General features: G+C 72.1%; 19 protein-coding genes and 1 riboswitch. Of the genes, 11 read left to right on the forward strand and 8 right to left on the reverse strand.

Translation table 11 applies throughout. From position 1 onward, the window contains the following. Window positions 1–408 precede the first annotated feature (408 nt). The 7 genes from VMI11_01065 (at window position 409) to VMI11_01095 (ending at window position 6628) form a co-directional block, all read left to right on the forward strand. Window positions 409–639 (forward strand): hypothetical protein, encoded by a 231-nt coding sequence (locus tag VMI11_01065; GenBank protein HTY70997.1) that lies wholly within the window; start codon window positions 409–411, stop codon window positions 637–639. A 195-nt stretch (window positions 640–834) separates the two neighbouring features. Beyond that, window positions 835–996 carry a hypothetical protein gene (locus tag VMI11_01070; protein ID HTY70998.1) on the forward strand — a complete coding sequence of 54 codons (162 nt, stop codon included), beginning with the start codon at window positions 835–837 and terminating at the stop codon, window positions 994–996. A 35-nt stretch (window positions 997–1031) separates the two neighbouring features. Continuing rightward, window positions 1032–1424, forward strand: coding sequence for a TusE/DsrC/DsvC family sulfur relay protein (locus tag VMI11_01075; GenBank protein ID HTY70999.1), 393 nt, complete (start codon window positions 1032–1034; stop codon window positions 1422–1424). A 14-nt stretch (window positions 1425–1438) separates the two neighbouring features. Further along, window positions 1439–1978 (forward strand): DsrE/DsrF/DrsH-like family protein, encoded by a 540-nt coding sequence (locus VMI11_01080; protein HTY71000.1) that lies wholly within the window; start codon window positions 1439–1441, stop codon window positions 1976–1978. A 106-nt stretch (window positions 1979–2084) separates the two neighbouring features. Next, complete coding sequence (locus tag VMI11_01085) at window positions 2085–3569, forward strand: DUF2252 domain-containing protein (GenBank protein HTY71001.1); 1485 nt, start codon at window positions 2085–2087, stop codon at window positions 3567–3569. A gap of 9 nt (window positions 3570–3578) precedes the next feature. After that, window positions 3579–4541, forward strand: coding sequence for a D-2-hydroxyacid dehydrogenase family protein (locus VMI11_01090; protein HTY71002.1), 963 nt, complete (start codon window positions 3579–3581; stop codon window positions 4539–4541). Between the two features lie 182 nt (window positions 4542–4723). Further along, window positions 4724–6628, forward strand: coding sequence for a S8 family serine peptidase (locus tag VMI11_01095; GenBank protein HTY71003.1), 1905 nt, complete (start codon window positions 4724–4726; stop codon window positions 6626–6628). Here the strand turns inward: VMI11_01095 and VMI11_01100 are convergent. The 8 genes from VMI11_01100 to VMI11_01135 form a co-directional block, all read right to left on the reverse strand. Beyond that, complete coding sequence (locus VMI11_01100) at window positions 6618–7220, reverse strand: TetR family transcriptional regulator (GenBank protein ID HTY71004.1); 603 nt, start codon at window positions 7218–7220, stop codon at window positions 6618–6620. The two genes, VMI11_01095 and VMI11_01100, sit on opposite strands and share 11 nt — an antisense overlap. After that, entirely contained in the window at window positions 7220–8095 is an 876-nt protein-coding gene (locus tag VMI11_01105; protein HTY71005.1) for an ABC transporter ATP-binding protein, read from the reverse strand. Before VMI11_01105 ends, VMI11_01100 begins: the two co-directional genes overlap by 1 nt. Continuing rightward, window positions 8088–8918: an ABC transporter ATP-binding protein gene (locus VMI11_01110; protein HTY71006.1), complete on the reverse strand. Its 831-nt coding sequence runs from the start codon at window positions 8916–8918 to the stop codon at window positions 8088–8090. Before VMI11_01110 ends, VMI11_01105 begins: the two co-directional genes overlap by 8 nt. Next, on the reverse strand, window positions 8915–9973 hold the full coding sequence (locus VMI11_01115; GenBank protein HTY71007.1) for an ABC transporter permease: 1059 nt from the start codon (window positions 9971–9973) through the stop codon (window positions 8915–8917). The genes VMI11_01110 and VMI11_01115 overlap by 4 nt, the downstream gene beginning before the upstream one ends. Window positions 9974–10046: 73 nt before the next feature. Next, complete coding sequence (efeO, locus tag VMI11_01120; GenBank protein ID HTY71008.1) at window positions 10047–10904, reverse strand: iron uptake system protein EfeO; 858 nt, start codon at window positions 10902–10904, stop codon at window positions 10047–10049. Window positions 10905–10940: 36 nt separating this feature from the next. Continuing rightward, the gene (locus VMI11_01125; GenBank protein HTY71009.1) at window positions 10941–11441 is read right to left on the reverse strand and encodes a hypothetical protein; all 501 of its coding nucleotides are present in this window, start codon (window positions 11439–11441) and stop codon (window positions 10941–10943) included. Window positions 11442–11487: 46 nt separating this feature from the next. Then, window positions 11488–12306 (reverse strand): NlpC/P60 family protein, encoded by an 819-nt coding sequence (locus tag VMI11_01130; GenBank protein HTY71010.1) that lies wholly within the window; start codon window positions 12304–12306, stop codon window positions 11488–11490. Window positions 12307–12309: 3 nt separating this feature from the next. Next, window positions 12310–12469, reverse strand: a riboswitch (cyclic di-AMP (ydaO/yuaA leader). A gap of 159 nt (window positions 12470–12628) precedes the next feature. Next, complete coding sequence (locus VMI11_01135; protein ID HTY71011.1) at window positions 12629–13321, reverse strand: metal-dependent transcriptional regulator; 693 nt, start codon at window positions 13319–13321, stop codon at window positions 12629–12631. A 152-nt stretch (window positions 13322–13473) separates the two neighbouring features. Here VMI11_01135 and VMI11_01140 point away from each other — a divergent pair, with 152 nt between their 5' ends. From VMI11_01140 to VMI11_01155, 4 genes are read left to right on the forward strand one after another with little or no spacing between them, the layout of a single operon-like run. Beyond that, window positions 13474–14850 carry a deoxyribodipyrimidine photo-lyase gene (locus VMI11_01140; GenBank protein ID HTY71012.1) on the forward strand — a complete coding sequence of 459 codons (1377 nt, stop codon included), beginning with the start codon at window positions 13474–13476 and terminating at the stop codon, window positions 14848–14850. A 50-nt stretch (window positions 14851–14900) separates the two neighbouring features. Beyond that, window positions 14901–15713, forward strand: a complete 813-nt coding sequence (locus tag VMI11_01145; protein ID HTY71013.1) for a ParA family protein — start codon at window positions 14901–14903, stop codon at window positions 15711–15713. Further along, on the forward strand, window positions 15710–16063 hold the full coding sequence (locus VMI11_01150) for a hypothetical protein (GenBank protein ID HTY71014.1): 354 nt from the start codon (window positions 15710–15712) through the stop codon (window positions 16061–16063). Before VMI11_01145 ends, VMI11_01150 begins: the two co-directional genes overlap by 4 nt. Further along, window positions 16060–16701 (forward strand): UdgX family uracil-DNA binding protein, encoded by a 642-nt coding sequence (locus VMI11_01155; GenBank protein HTY71015.1) that lies wholly within the window; start codon window positions 16060–16062, stop codon window positions 16699–16701. The genes VMI11_01150 and VMI11_01155 overlap by 4 nt, the downstream gene beginning before the upstream one ends. The last annotated feature ends 5 nt before the right edge of the window (window positions 16702–16706 follow it).

Here is a 16706-nt window from a genome sequence, read left to right on the forward strand (position 1 = left end):
GATCGGCCCGATACATGTAGCCGATGATCTCCGTAGCGTTCATGGCAGTCTCTCCTAAGTAGGATGTGTCACGAGGCTACGCAACCCTTCTCAATCGAGTCAAGTAGGCTCGTGCTACGATCTTACTTTGAGTCCGCAGGCAGTCCGCACGCTCACTGACAGTGGGTGACAGCCGATGACACCGACAGGAGAGGGCGTCCATACGGGACAACGGGTCCCGGCGCGATTCACCGCATGGCCCGATATGCTCGAGACGTATTCCTAAACCGTGTGTCGGAGGTTCGAATCCTCTCGGGGGCACGAGCGTCGGAGCCGTGACCGGCGCCGGGCTCGCTCGGGGCACGCGAGGCTGATCGAGCGCGGTGACGGAGGGTCCTGCGACAGGAGTACTCGCACGGGAGGGCTTCGGTGCTGGAACGGATCTGGGAGCGCATCCGGCAGCGGCCGGTCAACTCCCTGCTGGCCGGCTGCTCGTGGCTCGGCGTGGGTCTGCTGGTGGCCGCCTGGCTTGGCAGCGGTGGGTCCGACAAGCGCGCGCTCGCCGCCTGGGGCGCGGCACTGGCCGTGTTCGGCCTCGTCGGGGGCCTCATGCTTGCCACGATCGACGCGTCACGACGGCGCAGGCGCCCGAAGCCTTGAGGAATCCTGGGCGGCGAGCCTCGCGCGGCGCAGCCACCGGAAACACGAGGTCGCGCCGGTCAGCAGCCGGAGTTCGTAGCGGGTCACGGGCCGCCCCGCGATGCTCGCACGGGAGGTTGTGAGGTAGGACTCTGCTGGCGCACAGGTCCTCGGGCGCACGCTGGTCGTTGAAGCCCGCACGAGACGAGGTCTGCCATGAAGCGTGTCGTGATCCTGGCTGCCGGAACCGCGGGCACCATGGCCGCGAACAAGCTGCGTCGCCGTCTCGACCGCGACGAGTGGATGATCACCGTGGTCGACCAGGACGGCGACCACCTGTACCAACCGGGGCTGCTCATGCTGGCCTTCGGCCAGTAAATGCCTGGGAGCTGATCCGCCGCCGTCAGCAGTTCATGCCAGAGGGTGTCGACCTCGCGACGGGACGATCGACCGGGTCGACACCGGGTCGCAGCTCGTCGCGCTGGTCGACGGGCGAGAGCTGCCGTACGACTACCTGCCAGATCCACGACGACGACGAGGGATTCCTGACCGAGTACGACGGGTGGGACGAGGACCTGGCCAGGGTGCTCGCCGCCCAGATCGGCATCGAGCTCACCGACGCGCACTGGAAGTGCATCCACTTCCTGCGCGACGACTACCGGGCCCAGGGTGAGACCGCGACGACCCGGCGGGTCCAGGCCGTGGGCGGGATCCCGGTCAAGGAGCAGTTCGAGCTGTTCCCCAAGAAGCCCGCGAAGAAGATGGCCTACGTCGCCGGGCTGCCCAAGCCGCACGGCTGCGTGTGAGAGGAGCGGCTGTCATGACCACCACAGACGTCACGCCCGCGATCGTCCCCAACTTCGACGACGACGAGGAGAGTGGCGGCCGAAAGCTGGCCATCATCTGCTCGAAGGGCAACCTCGACATGGCCTACCCCGGCCTGATCCTCGCCAATGCTGCTCTGGGGGAGGGCGTGCACACCGACCTCTTCTTCACGTTCTGGGGCTTCGACATGATCGTGAAGTCGCGGATGCACGACCTTCAGTTCAGCCCGGTCGGCAACTCGGCCATGCACCTGCCCATGGGTGATGTCCGGATGCCGCAGGCCCTGGCACCGTTGCCCGGCGTGACCGGCATGGCGACGCACATGCTCAAGAAGCAGATCGCCGACCTCGGGGTCCCCGAGGTCCCGGAGTTCCTCGACCAGATCGTGGCCGCGGGCGGTCACCTCTGGGCCTGCCGGATGTCGGCGGACATGATGAAGATCGACGAGTCAGACCTTCGTGACGACGTCGCGGGGATCATCAGCGCCTCTGACTTCATCGAGAAGACCGTGGGAGCCCAGCTGCTGTTCATCTGAGCCCTGCCGCGCAGGGGGAGAACTGCAGGATTGGCGTCCGGAGACACCGCTTCGCCGCGTAGGTTGAACTGCACAACGACTCAACCACGGGCGAGGCGGGACATCGATGACAGACACCACGGCCACCACATCGACGCTTCCCGAGGCGGTTGCGGTCGAGCAGCCCGGCGCGCGACGGTACGCCCGCTCGCCGCGGATCCCCCACCTGACTCCCGAGGAGCGCGCCGCTCGCGGCAAGGCCGCGCGGGCGGACGTCCCGCGATCGAGCCACGCGGTCTTCGAACCGTCGCCGACCCGCGCCGACCCGGTGGCGCTGCTGGAGCGGCAGGCGGCGACCCGGGTGCCGGACCTGGTGCCCATCCGCCACGGCCGGATGCTCGCCTCCGAGTTCGCCTTCTTCCGCGGCGCGGCCCTCATCATGGCCGAGGACCTCTCATCGACTCCTCGCTCCGGGCTGCTGACCCAACTCTGCGGGGACGCTCACCTGTCCAACTTCGGCATGTTCGCGTCTCCCGAGCGCCGCATGGTCTTCGACATCAACGACTTCGACGAGACGCTGCCCGGGCCGTGGGAGTGGGACGTCAAGCGGCTGGCCGCCAGCTTCGTCATCGCCGGGCGGGACAGAGAGTTCACCCAGCAGGAGATCTCCATCGCCGTGCTGGAGGCGGTCAGCTCCTACCGCACGGCTATGCAGCAGTTCGCTGCCCAGCCGAACCTCACCGTCTGGTACGCCCGTCTGGACATCGAGGACCTGATGGCCTCGATCAAGGCGGAGGCGGTCAACACCCGTGGCGTGAAGATGACGGAGGAGGTCATCGCCAAGGCGCGTACGCGCGACAGCATGCGGGCCTTCTCCAAGCTGACCGAGGTGGTCGACGGCCAGCGGCGCATCCTCAGCGACCCCCCGTTGATCGTCCCGGTCGCGGACCTGTACCCGGACATGGAGCGGGACGAGGTCATCGAGCAGCTCAGGTCGCTGCTGCGTAGCTACCAGCGCACCCTCACCAACGAGCGGCGCTCCCTGTTCCAGCAGTTCCACTTCGTCGACCTCGCGCGCAAGGTGGTGGGCGTCGGCAGCGTGGGCACGCGCGCGTGGGTGGCCTTCTTCACTGGTCGCGACAGCGACGACCCCCTGTTCCTGCAGGTCAAGGAGGCGCCGCCCTCGGTGCTCGAGTCCTACCTCGGGCCCAGCGAGTACTCCAACTGCGGCCAGCGGGTGGTCTCCGGACAGCGTCTGATGCAGTCGGTGAGCGACCTGATGCTCGGCTGGCAGCGGGTCAAGGGGGTCGACGGGGTGGAGCGGGACTACTACGTTCGCCAGCTCTACGACGGCAAGGGCTCCATCCCGATCGAGCGGCTGCTCCCCCGAGGGCTGGCCATCTATGGCAAGGTCTGCGGCTGGACGCTCGCGCGGGCGCACGCCCGGACCGGTGACCGGATCGCGATCGCTGCCTATCTCGGGACGGGTTCGACCTTCGACCGGGCGATCTGCGACTTCGCGTTCGCCTACGCCGAGCAGAACGCCAAGGACTACGCAGCGCTCAAGGCCGCCGTGGACTCGGGCCGGGTCCAGGCGGTCATGGGTCTGTAGGGCGCGCCCGTGGTCGACGTCGTCGTCCTCGACGACTGGCAGGACGTCGCCCGCTCCTTCGCGGCGTGGGCGCGGCTGTCTGACCGGGCGCGAGTGCACTTCCGGCACGACCACCTCTTCGACCCAGACGTGCTGGTGGAGGAGCTGCACCACGCCGCTGTGGTCGTCGCCATGCGGGAGCGGACGGCCTTTCCCTCTAGCGTGCTCGAGCGCCTGCCCCAGCTGAGGCTGCTCGTCACCGCCGGCATGGGCAACGCCGCCATCGACCTGGAGGCGGCGGCGGCGCTCGGCATCACCGTGTCCGGCACGGCGATGCGCACCCCGCCGACGGCGGAGCTCACCTGGGGGCTGATCCTCGCCGCCCTCCGCCACATCCCGGAGGAGCACCAGCGCGTCCGCGACGGGCTCTGGCAGGGCAGTGTCGGCACCGACCTGGCCGAGCGCCGGCTGGGCCTCATCGGCCTCGGTCGCCTGGGCGGACGGGTGGCCCGTGTGGGGCTGGCCTTCGACATGGACGTCGTCGCCTGGAGCCAGAACCTCACCCAGGAGCGCGCCGACGAGGTCGGCGTGGGCTACGTCGACCTCGACGAGCTCCTGGCGACGTCCGACATCGTGTCCCTTCACCTTCGGCTCTCGCCACGCACCCGTGGGCTGTTGGGCGACCGGGAGCTGCGGCTGATGAAGCCGACCGCGCTGCTGGTCAACACCAGCCGCGGGCCCCTCGTCGACGAGGACGCCCTCGTCGCCGCCCTGGCCGAGGGCCGTCTGCGCGGCGCGGCGCTCGACGTCTTCGACGAGGAACCGCTACCCCCGGGGCATCGGCTGCGGACCGCTCCCCGGGTCCTGCACACCCCCCACCTCGGGTACGTCACCGAGGCGTCGTACGAGCGCATCTACGGCGACGTCGTCGAGGACATCGAGGCCTGGCTGGACGGAGCCCCCATCCGTGTCCTCGCCCCGGCTCCGGACTGATCCACAGCGACGATCCGCACTCGACTGGTCACGCTGCGCAGGAACTTTCGGCCCGCCCGGCGCGTCATGCTCTCGGGGTTTGGGTGAGTCGCCCCGCCCGGGTCACGATGGCGTCCTCTGCCGGGGGGGCCACGGGGGCCGCGAGGGTTCCCGGGCCATGGTCACGTTGCTCGGAGCCGTCAATGCCCACCGTTCGTCTCATCGCCGCTGGTGCCGTCGCGCTCGTCGGGGCGCTGGTCCTGGCACCGCTCGGCAGCGCCGACGCCGCCGCCACCTCCACGCTGCCCGCAGGGTTCGCGACGTACGTGCGCAGCGACCTCAGCCCCGAGCAGTGGTCGCTCACGGCGACGCATGCCGAGGCCGCCTGGACCAAGGCGACCGGCTCCGGCGTCGTCGTCGCGGTCATCGACAGCGGGGTCGACGCGAGCAACCCTGACCTGTCGGGTCAGTTCGTGGCCGGGGCGCACCTGGCCGACGACGGCGTGACGATCGCCAGCGGGAGCGCCACCGACCAGCTCGGGCACGGCACCCACGTCGCCGGGATCATCGCGGCCAAGCGCGACGGGCACGGGATCACCGGCATCGCGCCCGACGCGAAGATCATGCCGATCAATGTCGACTCCCCGTTCCTCACCGGCACGGCCGTCGGCAACGCCATCCGCTGGGCGGTCGACCACAACGCCAAGGTGGTCAACCTCTCGCTCGGCTTCTCGGACATGAAGCTCTACGACTCCGACGTCACCCCGATCTGCTCGGCGGCCGCCTATGCCGAGTCGCACAAGGTCGTGGTGGTGGCCGCCGCGGGCAACGACGGGGAGGGCGACAACTTCCCCCAGGCACCCGCCGCCTGCGGGACGGTGCTCTCGGTGACCGACCTCGACAGCACCATGCACGTCACGTCGTACTCCTCCTTCGACGGCTCCGTGGCTCTCGCGGCGCCCGGGGACCAGATCTACTCGACGGTCCCCTCGTTCGTCTCGACGACGGACTACGCGGTCATGTCCGGGACGTCGATGGCCTCGCCGTTCGTGGCCGGAGTCGCGGCCCTCGTCCTGCAGCAGCACCCGACGTGGACCCCGGCGCAGGTGCGTTCCCGGTTGGAGAGCACCGCCGAGGACCTCGGCCCGACCGGCTTCGACCCGCGCTACGGCTACGGAGCCGTCGACCCGGCAGCCGCGGTCGGCGCCACCGCCCCGCCCCCCGCGGCCACGCCCGCCCTCACCGCGAACGCGTTCGGCTTCGGCAACCACTACGACAGCGCCGGCAACCTGGTCATCAACGAGACGCTGGTCAGCTGGATCCCCGACCCGACCGCGACGGTGACCGGCTACACCGTGACGGCGTACACGCCCTCCGGCACGACGGTGAAGACCCTCCCCGCGACGGCGGTGCGGTGGGAGGCGCCGTACACCATCGGCGGGTACGTCGTGACCGCCCAGACCGCCGCAGGACCGATCGTCGCCCCCCCGGTGTGGTACAGCCTGGCCGAGCAGACACCCCCGAGCAGCTTCCAGGTCAAGGCGCTGCAGACGGTCAGGGCCACCTGGAACAGCAAGGCCGGCGTGGTCGTCAGCTGGACCAACCCGGCCGCGAACAAGGGGCACGCGGACGGCGTCTTCATCCAGCTCGACGGCCAGATCGTGGGGCAGCACAACGGGACGATGCCCACCCACCTCACCATCCCGGCCGCGCACGTCCCCCCCGGTGACCTCACCGTGGACGTCTTCGTGCAGTCCAGCGTCGACGGCACCATCGCGGCCTCGCACACCAGGCTCTCGGCGCGCGTTCCCTTCTCGGCGACCGGGACGCGGATCGGCAGCTCGCGCTACCGCGTGACCCTGCAGCTCGCGCCCAGCTGGGGGCGCAAGGCCTGCCACTCGGTGCACTGCAACGGCGTGGCGGTGCACGTGGTCAGTGTCGGACGGACGTACGGGGACTACCTCGACGAGCTGGGACAGGCCGTGGTGACCGTCCGCAACAAGGCGCACCTGACCAAGCTGACGGTCCGCGTGGTGAGCGTCTCGTCGAAGTACCGCAAGCTCGACATGACGTCGCTGAAGGTGGTGCTCCCGCCGCTCAAGGGCTAGGCGTGCCAAGGCTTCCCGTCACGTAGTGCTGGACGGCCGGCCCGACGGCCGCGACCAGTGCCTCGGTGCTGGCCTCGGCGACCGCCGGCATCCGCAGGGCGTACCGCCCGAGCACGAGCCCGCCGATCTGCGTGCCGATCAACGTGGCGCGCAGCGCTGCCTCGTCCTCTTCGACGACGTCTCGCAGCGCCGCGAGGAAGGTCCGTCCGAGGACCTGGCGCAGTATCTCGGCGGCGTGCTGGTGGGACAGGCCGGTGCGCAGCAGGGCGAGGAGACGAGCGCGGTTCTCGGGCGCGGCCTCCCAGACCCCGAGCACGCGGCGCACCAGTTCCACCCCCAGGCGCTCACGGTCGGCGGGCAGGTTCGCGAACACCTCGGCCGGGTCGACGGGCGGGACGAGCACCTCGGCGAGCAGGCCGTCCTTGGTGCCGAAGTAGTGGTGGACGAGCGCCGGGTCGACCTGCGCGCGCCGGGCGACGCCACGGACCGTTGTTCGCTCGAAGCCCTGCTCGGCGAAGAGGTCTCGGGCGGCGGCGAGGATCGCGGCCCGCGCATCGGGGCTGCCGAGCGGACGCCGACCGCGGGGCGGCACTACTCGCCCTCCGAGCCGGAGCGGGCCAGCACCAGCATCCGCTCCTCGATGGTCGCCGGCACCGCGCGAAGGTCGGCCACGAGGCCGGCGGCGGCCAGCACCCGTGACACGGCGACGAGGTCGCCGTCGACGACTCGTACGTCCCGCCCGGAGAGCATGACCGGCATCCCCGCGCCGTCGAGGGCGGCGAAGGCGGCCGCCCAGTCCTCGGTGCGGACCGCGAGCGCGGTCGTCGACCCGATGATGTCGCTCTCCTGCCCGGCCGCCACGAGCCGTGCCCGCGACATCAGCAGCAGCCGGTCGCACTGCGCCGCCTCGCGCATGTAGTGCGTCGTCACGAGCACTCCGACTCCGGCGTCTGCCTGCGCGCGTACCGTGTCCCACAGCGCCGCCCGCGCGAGGGCGTCCACGCCGGAGGTGGGCTCGTCGAGGACGAGGACCTCCGGGGAGTGGGCGAGCGCGGCCACGAACGCCAGCTCCCGCTGCACTCCCAGCGAGAGCTCTCGGACCAGCCGGTCGGCGTACGGCGCGAGCGTCGACGGCAGGTGCGGGGAGGAGCCGTACGCCTGGGCGCTGAAGGCGAGGTTCTCGCGCGCCGTGAGCTCGGGGTAGAGGCCCAGCCCCTGCGGGACGTACCCGAGTCGCTTGCGCCGTCGCCGGTCGGGTGTCCCTCCGAGCATCTCGACGTCGCCACCGCTGGTCGGGATGAGCCCGAGAAGCATGCGGATCAGCGTCGTCTTGCCGGCCCCGTTGGCGCCCAGCAGCCCGACCACCTCGCCGGCCTCGACATGCATGCTGACGTCGTCGACGGCCACGAAAGCGCCGAAGCATCGGGTCACCGACCGTGCGCGCAGCAGCGCCGCCCGCTCAGCCACGACCGCCCCGCCGCAGCATCGAGAGGGCGACGACGACGTCCTCCAGGTCCGGTGAGACGGCGACCGCATCCGCCGCGGGGACCGGCTGGTCCCCACCCTCGGGCCAGTACTCGTGGTAGGTCCTGCCCCGCCGCCACGCCCAGGCGGGGCGGACCGGACGCTCCGTGACCGTGACCCTGCCGGGAAGCGACCCGAGCACGTCCGAGGGGGTCCCCGCGGCCAGGGTGACGCCCCCGTCCAGGGCGAGCAGCGTGCCCGCCCGCTCGCCCTCGTCGAGGTAGGTGGTCGACATCGCCACCGCGCAGCCGCCCGCGGCCGCCTCGGAGACCAGGCGCCACAGCTCGACCCGGCTCACCGGGTCCACGCCCGTGCTGGGCTCGTCGAGGACGAGGACCTCGGGTCGGTGCAGCACGGCCATGCAGAAGCCGAGCTTGCGGCGCATCCCTCCGGACAGAAGGGCGGCGGGCCGGTCCGCGACCGCCGCGAGGTCGGCCCGGTCCAGCAGCTCGTCCCGTCGCCGGAGCAGTGCCTCACCGCGCAGCCCGTAGATCCCGCCGACGAAGTCCATGTTCTGGCGTACGGTCAGCGCGGCCCAGCTGCCGCTGCCGGCGGTGAGGTAGCCGATCCGCTCGGGGGCAGGCAGCTCCACCTCGCCGGAGGTGAGCCGGACCTCCCCCACCAGGCAGCGCAGGAGCGTGGTCTTGCCGGCCCCGTCACCTCCGACGACCGCGGCGACGGTGCCCGGTTCGACCTCCAGGCTCACGCCGTCGAGCGCGACGGTGTCCCCGAAGCGCACGACGGCCGAGCGCAGGGCGGATGTCATGCGCCCGCCGGGGCCGACTCGCCGACCGCCGGCCGGTGCCGGTGCCGTCGGGCCGGCGCGAGGTCGCGCCGGAAGCGCAGCGTGGCGCCGGTGAAGACCACGACGGCCATGACGGTGAGCACGAGGAAGGGCAGCCACAACGAGGCGAGTGACGCCCCCTGGAGCATCACCCCGCGCGAGATCATCGTGAAGTAGGTGAGCGGCAGCAGGTAGCCGATCCAGCGCACACCGGCTGCCATGGCGTCCAGCGGGAAGATCATCCCCGAGAGCAGGATCTGGGGCAGCAGGAAGAAGAACGCCGTCTGGATGGCCTGGCCGGCAGTCTGCGAGATCGTCGAGATGAACACCCCGAGACCGAGCACCACGAACAGGAAGAGCGCCGACCCCGCGGCGAACACCGCGACGTTGCCGTTGAAGGGCACGTGGAACAGCCCGATGCCGAGGACGGTGACGATGGTCAGGTCGACGGCGGCCACCACGAAGTAGGGCGCGATCTTGCCGAGGATGACCTGGCTCGGGGGGATCGGCATGACGGCGAGCTGCTCCAGGGTGCCCATCTCGCGCTCCCGGACCAGCCCGATGCTCGTGACGATCGTGCCGATGAAGGTGAGGATCAGCCCGATGATCGCCGGGACCATCACCCACGAGGTCTTCAGGTCCGGGTTGAAGAGGATCTCGGCCCTGACCGCCGACCCCGCTTTGTTCAGCACGGACACCGTCGACTGCGCCGCGAACAGGTTCGACCCGTCGACCAGCGCGGTCACGGGCTCCTCGCCGGTGACGAACGCGACGTCGACCTGGTTGTCGCGCAGGAGGTCCTCGGCGTGCGCCCGGTCCTGGCCGGGCTCGACGACCTCGACGTGGAAGAACGGCGGCAGCGTGCTCGCAACCTGCTCGGCATTCGGCCCGACCACGGCCGCATCGACGTGGGAGACGTAGAAGTTGGCGGCGTAGCCGAAGATCACCAGCAGGAGCAGGGGCATGGCGACCAGCAGGCCGAGGGTGCGCCGGTCCCGGCGCAGCTCGCGGAACTCCTTGACGATCATCGCGCGCATGCCGGGGACGCTAGCAACGGCTCGCCGGCTAAATCAACGCTTGTTCAATTCGGACACGGACGGCTCGACCGCGCTAGACGACCAGCGCCGCCACCTGCGAGAGCGGCTCGGCCAGCGCGTCGACCTGCTGGGCGAGGCGGCGTCGGGCAGCCGCGTCGACCGCGGTGTAGGGCTGCCAACCGGAGCCGCTGCGGTACGCCGCCAGCGAGCGCGCCGCCTCTGCGAAACGCTTCCGCACCGTCGTGGCGAGCTGCGGATCCTTGGCCGCGAGCAGCGGCTCGACGAGGGTGAAGGCCTCTTGGGAGCCGGCCAGGTTGGCGGCGAAGTCCGACAGGTCGGTGTGGCTGTAGCGGTCCTCCTCGCCGGTGACCTTGCTCCTCGCGATCTCGTCCAGCAGTGACGTGGCGCCGTTCGCGAGCTGGGCCGGCTGGTAGGACTCGGTCACGACCAGCGCGCGCAGCCGGGCGATGTCGGCGTCGAGCCGGTTCGCCAGCGACGTGGCCCCGCGGGTCGTGCCAGCGACCCAGAGAAGCTGCTCGAGCCGGTGGAACCCGGTCCAGTCCCGGGGACTCGCGACGTCGTCGATCCGGGCGTCGATCGCGGGGTCGAGGTCGCCGAAGCTCTCGGCCACCGGCTCGATCGTCTCGTAGTGGTAGCGGGCCGGCGCGTACAGCGCCTTGGCCCGGGCCAGGTCTCCGGCCCGCACCGCGTCGGTGAACCGCCTGCTGGCGGTGCTGAGCTCGGCGACCTGGTGGACCACCCAGGAGTGGTAGGCCGCCGTCGCCGCGGCGGCCGCCGCGGAGTCGGCCGAAGCGGCGAGGGCCGCCGACGACGAGCGCGGCTGGGCGGACCCACTGGCCCCGCAGGCGGCAAGCGCACTCGAGGCCACCACCGCGCTGATGACCACCGTCACCGACCTGCGACTACGCATGGGGCTCACCTCCAGATTAGGTGAGCCTTACCTTACCTAGGGCGTGATCGTCAGGCTGAACGGGGCCGACGTCGCCAGGACCGTGGACCCGTCGACGGCCTGGATGACGAAGACGCCGCTGCGACCCAGCTCGAGGGTCAGGCGGTAGGCGCCGGCTCGGCCGACCTGGGTCGTGGCCAACGGGCCGGCGCCCTGCCGGGAGACGGTCAGGGTGGTCCCCGGCGCCACGCCCGTGGCGACGCCGGAGATCACGATCGGCGCGAACCTCCCGGCGCTCGGCGGGGTGGCTGTCACCGTGATCGCCCCGGTGGACACCAGCTGGCCGCCCGCCGAGGCGACCGGGCTTCCTGGTCGCTGGGTGGGCGAGCCGGCCACGGCCGACGAGGCGACCGGGCTCGCCGAGGGGGCCACGGACACCGGACCCGACGGGGCGGCCGAGCCGCCCCCGGACTGACCACCGGAGAGCAGCCAGCCGATCGCGCCGCCCAGCACCAGCGCCGCGGTCAGCGCCACGGCCGCCTCGCCGGCACGGTTCACGTCGACCTCACGGCGACGACGCTAGCCGCCCGAACTCGGGCGTCGGTCAGAGGACCCGGCCGAACCAGACCGCGCTGGTCCATAGCCGCTCGTAACCGGTCCGGCGACCGGGGTGGCTGGCGTGGTAGAGCCCGTCGTGACCGGCCCAGATGCCCACGTGGAAGACGTGGCTGCCGCTGTGGAAGAAGATCAGGTCCCCCGGGCGGGCCTGGGAGCGGCTGATGTGCCGGACCAGGGAGTACTGCCGGGCCGCGCTGTGCGGCAGGCCGACGCCCAGCTTGGCGAAGACGTAGCGCGTATAGCCGGAGCAGTCGAAGCCTCGCGGCGTCGTGCCGCCGAAGCGGTACGGACCGCCGATGTACTTGCGAGCCGTCCGGATGATGTTGGCGGGGGACAGCCGGGTGGCTCGCGCCTTGGCGCGGGCCACCGAGAAGCGGTAGGCGACGTGCCAGGTGCCGACGTCGACGACACCGTTGACCTGGACATGGCCCCACTTCTGGACCTTGCGCACCTTGGCCCTGGTCGCGGCGCCGAAGCGGCCGTCGACGCGGACGCCGACGTAACCCTGCAGCTTGCGGACAGCGGACCCCTTGGAGCCGTAGCGCAGCGTGGGATGGGTACGCGCGAACGCCCTGGCCGCGGCATCGGCAGCCACCACCGCGCCGGTGGGGTTGGCGGCCTGACCCGCGGGGCGGACCGGGACGGCGGCGGCGGGAGACGCCGTCGCCAACGTGCCGGTCACGGCCGTCAGCGCGACCACGGACAGCGCGGTCGCGGCGAGCCGGCGAACTCGACGCGACGTCGGCTGCGATGGCTGAGAGAACTGCGATGTCTGGGGGGCCTCGTCAGGGCGCAGGGCGGCCACAGGGGTCCTTCTCCGGACGCCTGCGGGGTCAGCTGTCGGGTTCGGACCGGAGAATGGCCCGGCCGCACGGATGCGGCTTCACCCCTAGGCTCGAGCGACGCTGCTCGGGCCGTCGTACGGGTGGGTCCCCCACTCCTGCCCAACGGATCGGTCCGCACGTGGCCGGCAGTGGGGGCAGGACTCGGCGGCCACCACCAGCACCCCGGTCCTTGCGATGCCGAGGCGTGGTGAGGCTAGCCGAAACCAGGACGAAATTCCTAGTTCGACGCGTGTTCACCACGCTGCGCAGGGCGACAGTTCACCCGCACGGCCGCATCCGCGGCTACGCGGAGGCGGCGGCCACGAAGATGTGCGACCCGGTCCCGGGGTCGACCTCGACGTACTCCGACAGTGACCCCACCAGCAGCCCGCCACCGGCGGAGGCGCGGACGGCGACGTTGTGCCCCGGGCGTACGCCCGCCCGCCGTAGCCGAGCCATCAGGGCCGCGTCGGTCTGGACCGGCTCGCCGATGCGGCGGACGGCGACCCGGCGCGACTGCTCACCGGCCACGTCGGTGAGCGTGCTCAGCGGCTCGTCAGTCTCGGGAGGGTGCTCCTCCCCCAGCTCCTCCAGGCCCGGGATCGGGTTGCCGTACGGCGAGGTCGTCGGGTGGTGCAGCAGCTCGAGCAGGCGCCGCTCGACCTCCTCGCTCATCACGTGCTCCCAGCGGCAGGCCTCCGGGTGCACGTCCTCCCAGTCGAGCCCGATCACGTCGACCAGCAGGCACTCGGCGAGGCGGTGCTTGCGCATGACCCGGGTAGCGAGGACCCGCCCCTTCTCGCTGAGCTGGAGATGGCGGTCCCCCTCGACGCTGACCAGACCGTCGCGCTCCATCCGGGCCACGGTCTGGCTCACGGTCGGGCCGGTCTGGCCCAATCGCTCGGCGATCCGGGCGCGCAGCGGCGTGATGCCCTCCTCCTCCAGCTCGAAGATCGTGCGGAGGTACATCTCCGTGGTGTCGATGAGGTCGTTCACGCGCGCTGGACTCCTCGGACGGGCGGGGCGACACCTCATCCTCCCACCGCACACACCCGGCGCGCGCCTCGGTGCTCGCTGCGGCAGGCGGCCAGCGCTCACCTGGGTGGCTCGCCGCGCGCGGGGTCACAGCCGCGGCTAGCGTCCGGGCCGTGACCTCGGTCTGGTGGCTGCGCCGTGACCTGCGCCTGGCGGACAACCCCGCCCTGCTCGCCGCGGCGGCCGAGGGCGCGGACGCCGTCGTCGCCCTCTTCGTGGTGGATCCCGCGTTGTGGGGTCCCGCGGGGCCGGTGCGGCGCGCATACCTGCAGGCCTCGCTGCGCGCCCTGGACGCGGCCCTCGGGGGGGCGCTGCTCGTGCTGGCTGGCGACCCGGAGGCGGTGGTGCCCCGAGTCGCCGCCACCGCCGGCGCCACCGGCGTCCACGTCGCCGCCGACTTCGGCCCGTACGGCGCGCGGCGCGACCTCGCCGTCGAGCGCGCCCTGGCCGCCAACGGGCGGCGCCTCGTGCGCACCGGCAGCCCCTACGCCGTCGCGCCCCCACGGCTGCGGACCGCCGGCGGGCAGCCGTTCCGTGTCTTCACTCCCTTCTACCGAGCGTGGTGCGCGCACGGCTGGCGCGCCCCTGCCGCGGACCCGTCCGCGTCGCTGCGCTTCGTGCGCCCTCCCGGCGACTCGGACTGGCCACCTCGGAAGGACGTACCGGGAGTGCGTCTGCCCGCCGCGGGTGAGCAGGCGGCCCTCGCCCGATGGGCCGACTTCCGTGGCGGAGGGCTGGCCGGCTACGCCCAGCTGCGCGACCGGGCGGACCTGGCCGGGACCTCGGCGCTGTCGGCCGCACTGCGCTGGGGGGAGATCCACCCGAGGACCCTGCTCGCCGACCTCGGCGACCAGCGTGGCCACGAGCGCTTCCGCGCCGAGCTCGCCTGGCGGGAGTTCCACGCTCACGTCCTCGCCGCCGAGCCACGCTCGGCGCGCGAGGACCTGCGGCCGGAGATGGGCCGCATGGAGTACGCCCGCGGGCCTGACGCCGACGCGGCGTTCGCCGCGTGGGCGGAGGGACGTACCGGCTTCCCCTTCGTCGACGCGGGGATGCGCCAGCTGCGCCGAGAGGGCTGGATGCACAACCGGGTGCGCATGGTGGTCGCCTCCTTCCTCGTCAAGGACCTCCACCAGTCATGGCAGCGCGGGGCCCGCGAGTTCATGCGCTGGCTGCGCGACGGCGACCTCGCCTCCAACCAGCTGTCGTGGCAGTGGGTCGCCGGGTCGGGCACCGACGCGGCGCCGTATTTCCGGGTGTTCAACCCCGTCCTGCAGGGGCGTCGGCACGATCCGGAGGGTGACTACGTCCGTCGCTACGTCCCCGAGCTCGGCGACGTCCCGGGGAGCGCCGTCCACGAACCGTGGCTGCTGCCCGGGGGCGTACCGCCCGGCTATCCCGAGCGCGTCGTCGACCACGCGGCGGAACGCGAGGAGGCCCTCGCCCGCTTCGACGCGGTACGCCGCCGGGAGCCCCGCGCATCGGGATGAGTTCACGACCGCGGGCGCTGGTCTGAGCCGACGTACGGCAGACTCACGCCGTGCTCGTGGTCAGCGTGGTCAGCCTGAAGGGCGGGGTGGGCAAGACCTCCGTCACGCTCGGGCTGGCCGGCGCGGCCTGGGAGCGCGGCGCCTCGGTCCTCGTGCTCGACCTCGACCCGCAGGGCAACGCCACGACGGTGCTCGACCCGCTGGAGGTCCGCTTCTCGGCCTCCGACGTGCTGGCGGACCCGCGCGCCGAGCTGCTCGCCCACGCGATCGCGCAGAGCGGCTGGGGACCGTCGGTCGCGGTGGTGGCGGCGGACTCGCTGCTGGAACGGCACAACGCCCTCGCCGGGCGCGACTCGACGCTGCACCTGCGCATCGCCTTGTCGGGTCTGTCCGGGTGGGACGTCGTCCTCATCGACACGCCCCCCTCGCTGGCCGGGCTGACGCGCAACGCCCTCGTCGCCGCGAACTTCGCCCTCGTCGTCACCGAGCCCTCGCTGTTCGCGCTGCAGGGTGCGCAGGCGGCGCTGGAGGCGATCGACGTCGTGCGAGGGGACAACCTGCGGCTGCGGCCGGCCGGCATCGTCGTGAACAAGGTGCGCGGCCAGTCGACCGAGCACCGGTACCGCCTGGAGGAGCTGCGTACGGCCTACGGCGACCTCGTGCTGCACCCGCCGCTGCCCGACCGAGCAGCGATCCAGCAGGCGGAGGGCGCGTGCGTCCCCGTCCAGGCATGGCGGTCGCCGGGGGCGCGGGAGCTGGCGGACGCCTTCGACGACCTCTTCGACCAGGTGATGGCGCTGCCCTCCGCCGAGCTGGGCCCGCTGCTCGGACGTGACCGCTCCACGCGCGAGGAGTCCCGATGACCAACCCGACACCGAGGGCCGCACTGTCGCGCACCGGCTCGGGGGTGACGCGACCGCCGTTGCCCCGGCCGGTGCACCCCGAGTCGACCGCCGAGCCGCCTGCCCCGGGTGGGACCGCCCCCTCCCCACCCGCGCCCGACAAACACCAGCCGGACAAGCACCAGCCCGACGCACGCAAGACCAAGAAGGGGCACAAGGGCCACCACAGGGCACCCGACGCCGAGACCGTGGAGGTCCGGGTCCTCCTGCGCAAGCCCGCCCGCCGCGCGCTCAAGGACGCCGCGCGAGAGCGGGACACATCGCCCGAGGAGCTGGCCGCCCTGGTCCTCGAGGCCTGGCTCGAACGGTGAACGCCGAGCCGCCGCCGGGCGCGTCCCTGACGGGCCTGCGCGAGGCGGCGCGCACGTGCACCGCGTGCGAGCTCTTCGAGGGCACGACGCAGACGGTGTTCTCGGTGGGGTCGGCGACGGCCCGGCTGGCCCTCGTCGGCGAGCAGCCGGGAGACGTGGAGGACCGGCGGGGAATCCCGTTCGTCGGCCCCGCCGGACAGGTGCTGGACCGGGCCCTGGGCGAGGTGGGGATCGAGCGCGGTCAGACGTACGTCACCAACGCGGTCAAGCACTTCCGATTCAGCCAGGACGCCCCGGGCCGTCGACGCATCCACCAGACTCCCGAGCTTCGGCACCTCACCTCGTGCAAGCCGTGGCTGGTCGCCGAGCTCGCCCTCGTCGACCCCGAGGTGGTGGTGCTGCTCGGCGCGACGGCCGCCAAGTCGCTCCTCGGCCCGGACTTCCGCGTCACCCGCTCCCGCGGCGTGCTGCTGCCCCGAGCCGGGCGGGCCGACGAGCCGGCCGCCGTCCACGCGGGGTGGCTGCTCGCGACGATCCACCCCTCGGCCGTGCTGCGCGCCGACGACCCAGACGTGGCGTACGCCGGCTTCGTCGCCGACCTCCGCGTGGCGATCGGCGCGCTGAGCCCCGCCGCATGAGTCCT

This window comes from Actinomycetes bacterium (genome assembly GCA_035506535.1).
Lineage (GTDB): Bacteria > Actinomycetota > Actinomycetes > DATJPE01 > DATJPE01 > DATJPE01.

Bases quoted from the DNA above. Each gene is read 5' to 3' on its own strand.
- VMI11_01070 (HTY70998.1), top strand. From the start codon at position 835: ATGAAGCGTGTCGTGATCCTGGCTGCCGGAACCGCGGGCACCATGGCC.
- VMI11_01075 (HTY70999.1), top strand. From the start codon at position 1,032: ATGCCAGAGGGTGTCGACCTCGCGACGGGACGATCGACCGGGTCGACA.
- VMI11_01080 (HTY71000.1), top strand. From the start codon at position 1,439: ATGACCACCACAGACGTCACGCCCGCGATCGTCCCCAACTTCGACGAC.
- VMI11_01085 (HTY71001.1), top strand. From the start codon at position 2,085: ATGACAGACACCACGGCCACCACATCGACGCTTCCCGAGGCGGTTGCG.
- VMI11_01095 (HTY71003.1), top strand. From the start codon at position 4,724: ATGCCCACCGTTCGTCTCATCGCCGCTGGTGCCGTCGCGCTCGTCGGG.
- VMI11_01110 (HTY71006.1), bottom strand. From the start codon at position 8,918: ATGACATCCGCCCTGCGCTCGGCCGTCGTGCGCTTCGGGGACACCGTC.
- VMI11_01115 (HTY71007.1), bottom strand. From the start codon at position 9,973: ATGCGCGCGATGATCGTCAAGGAGTTCCGCGAGCTGCGCCGGGACCGG.
- efeO (HTY71008.1), bottom strand. From the start codon at position 10,904: ATGCGTAGTCGCAGGTCGGTGACGGTGGTCATCAGCGCGGTGGTGGCC.
- VMI11_01150 (HTY71014.1), top strand. From the start codon at position 15,710: ATGACCAACCCGACACCGAGGGCCGCACTGTCGCGCACCGGCTCGGGG.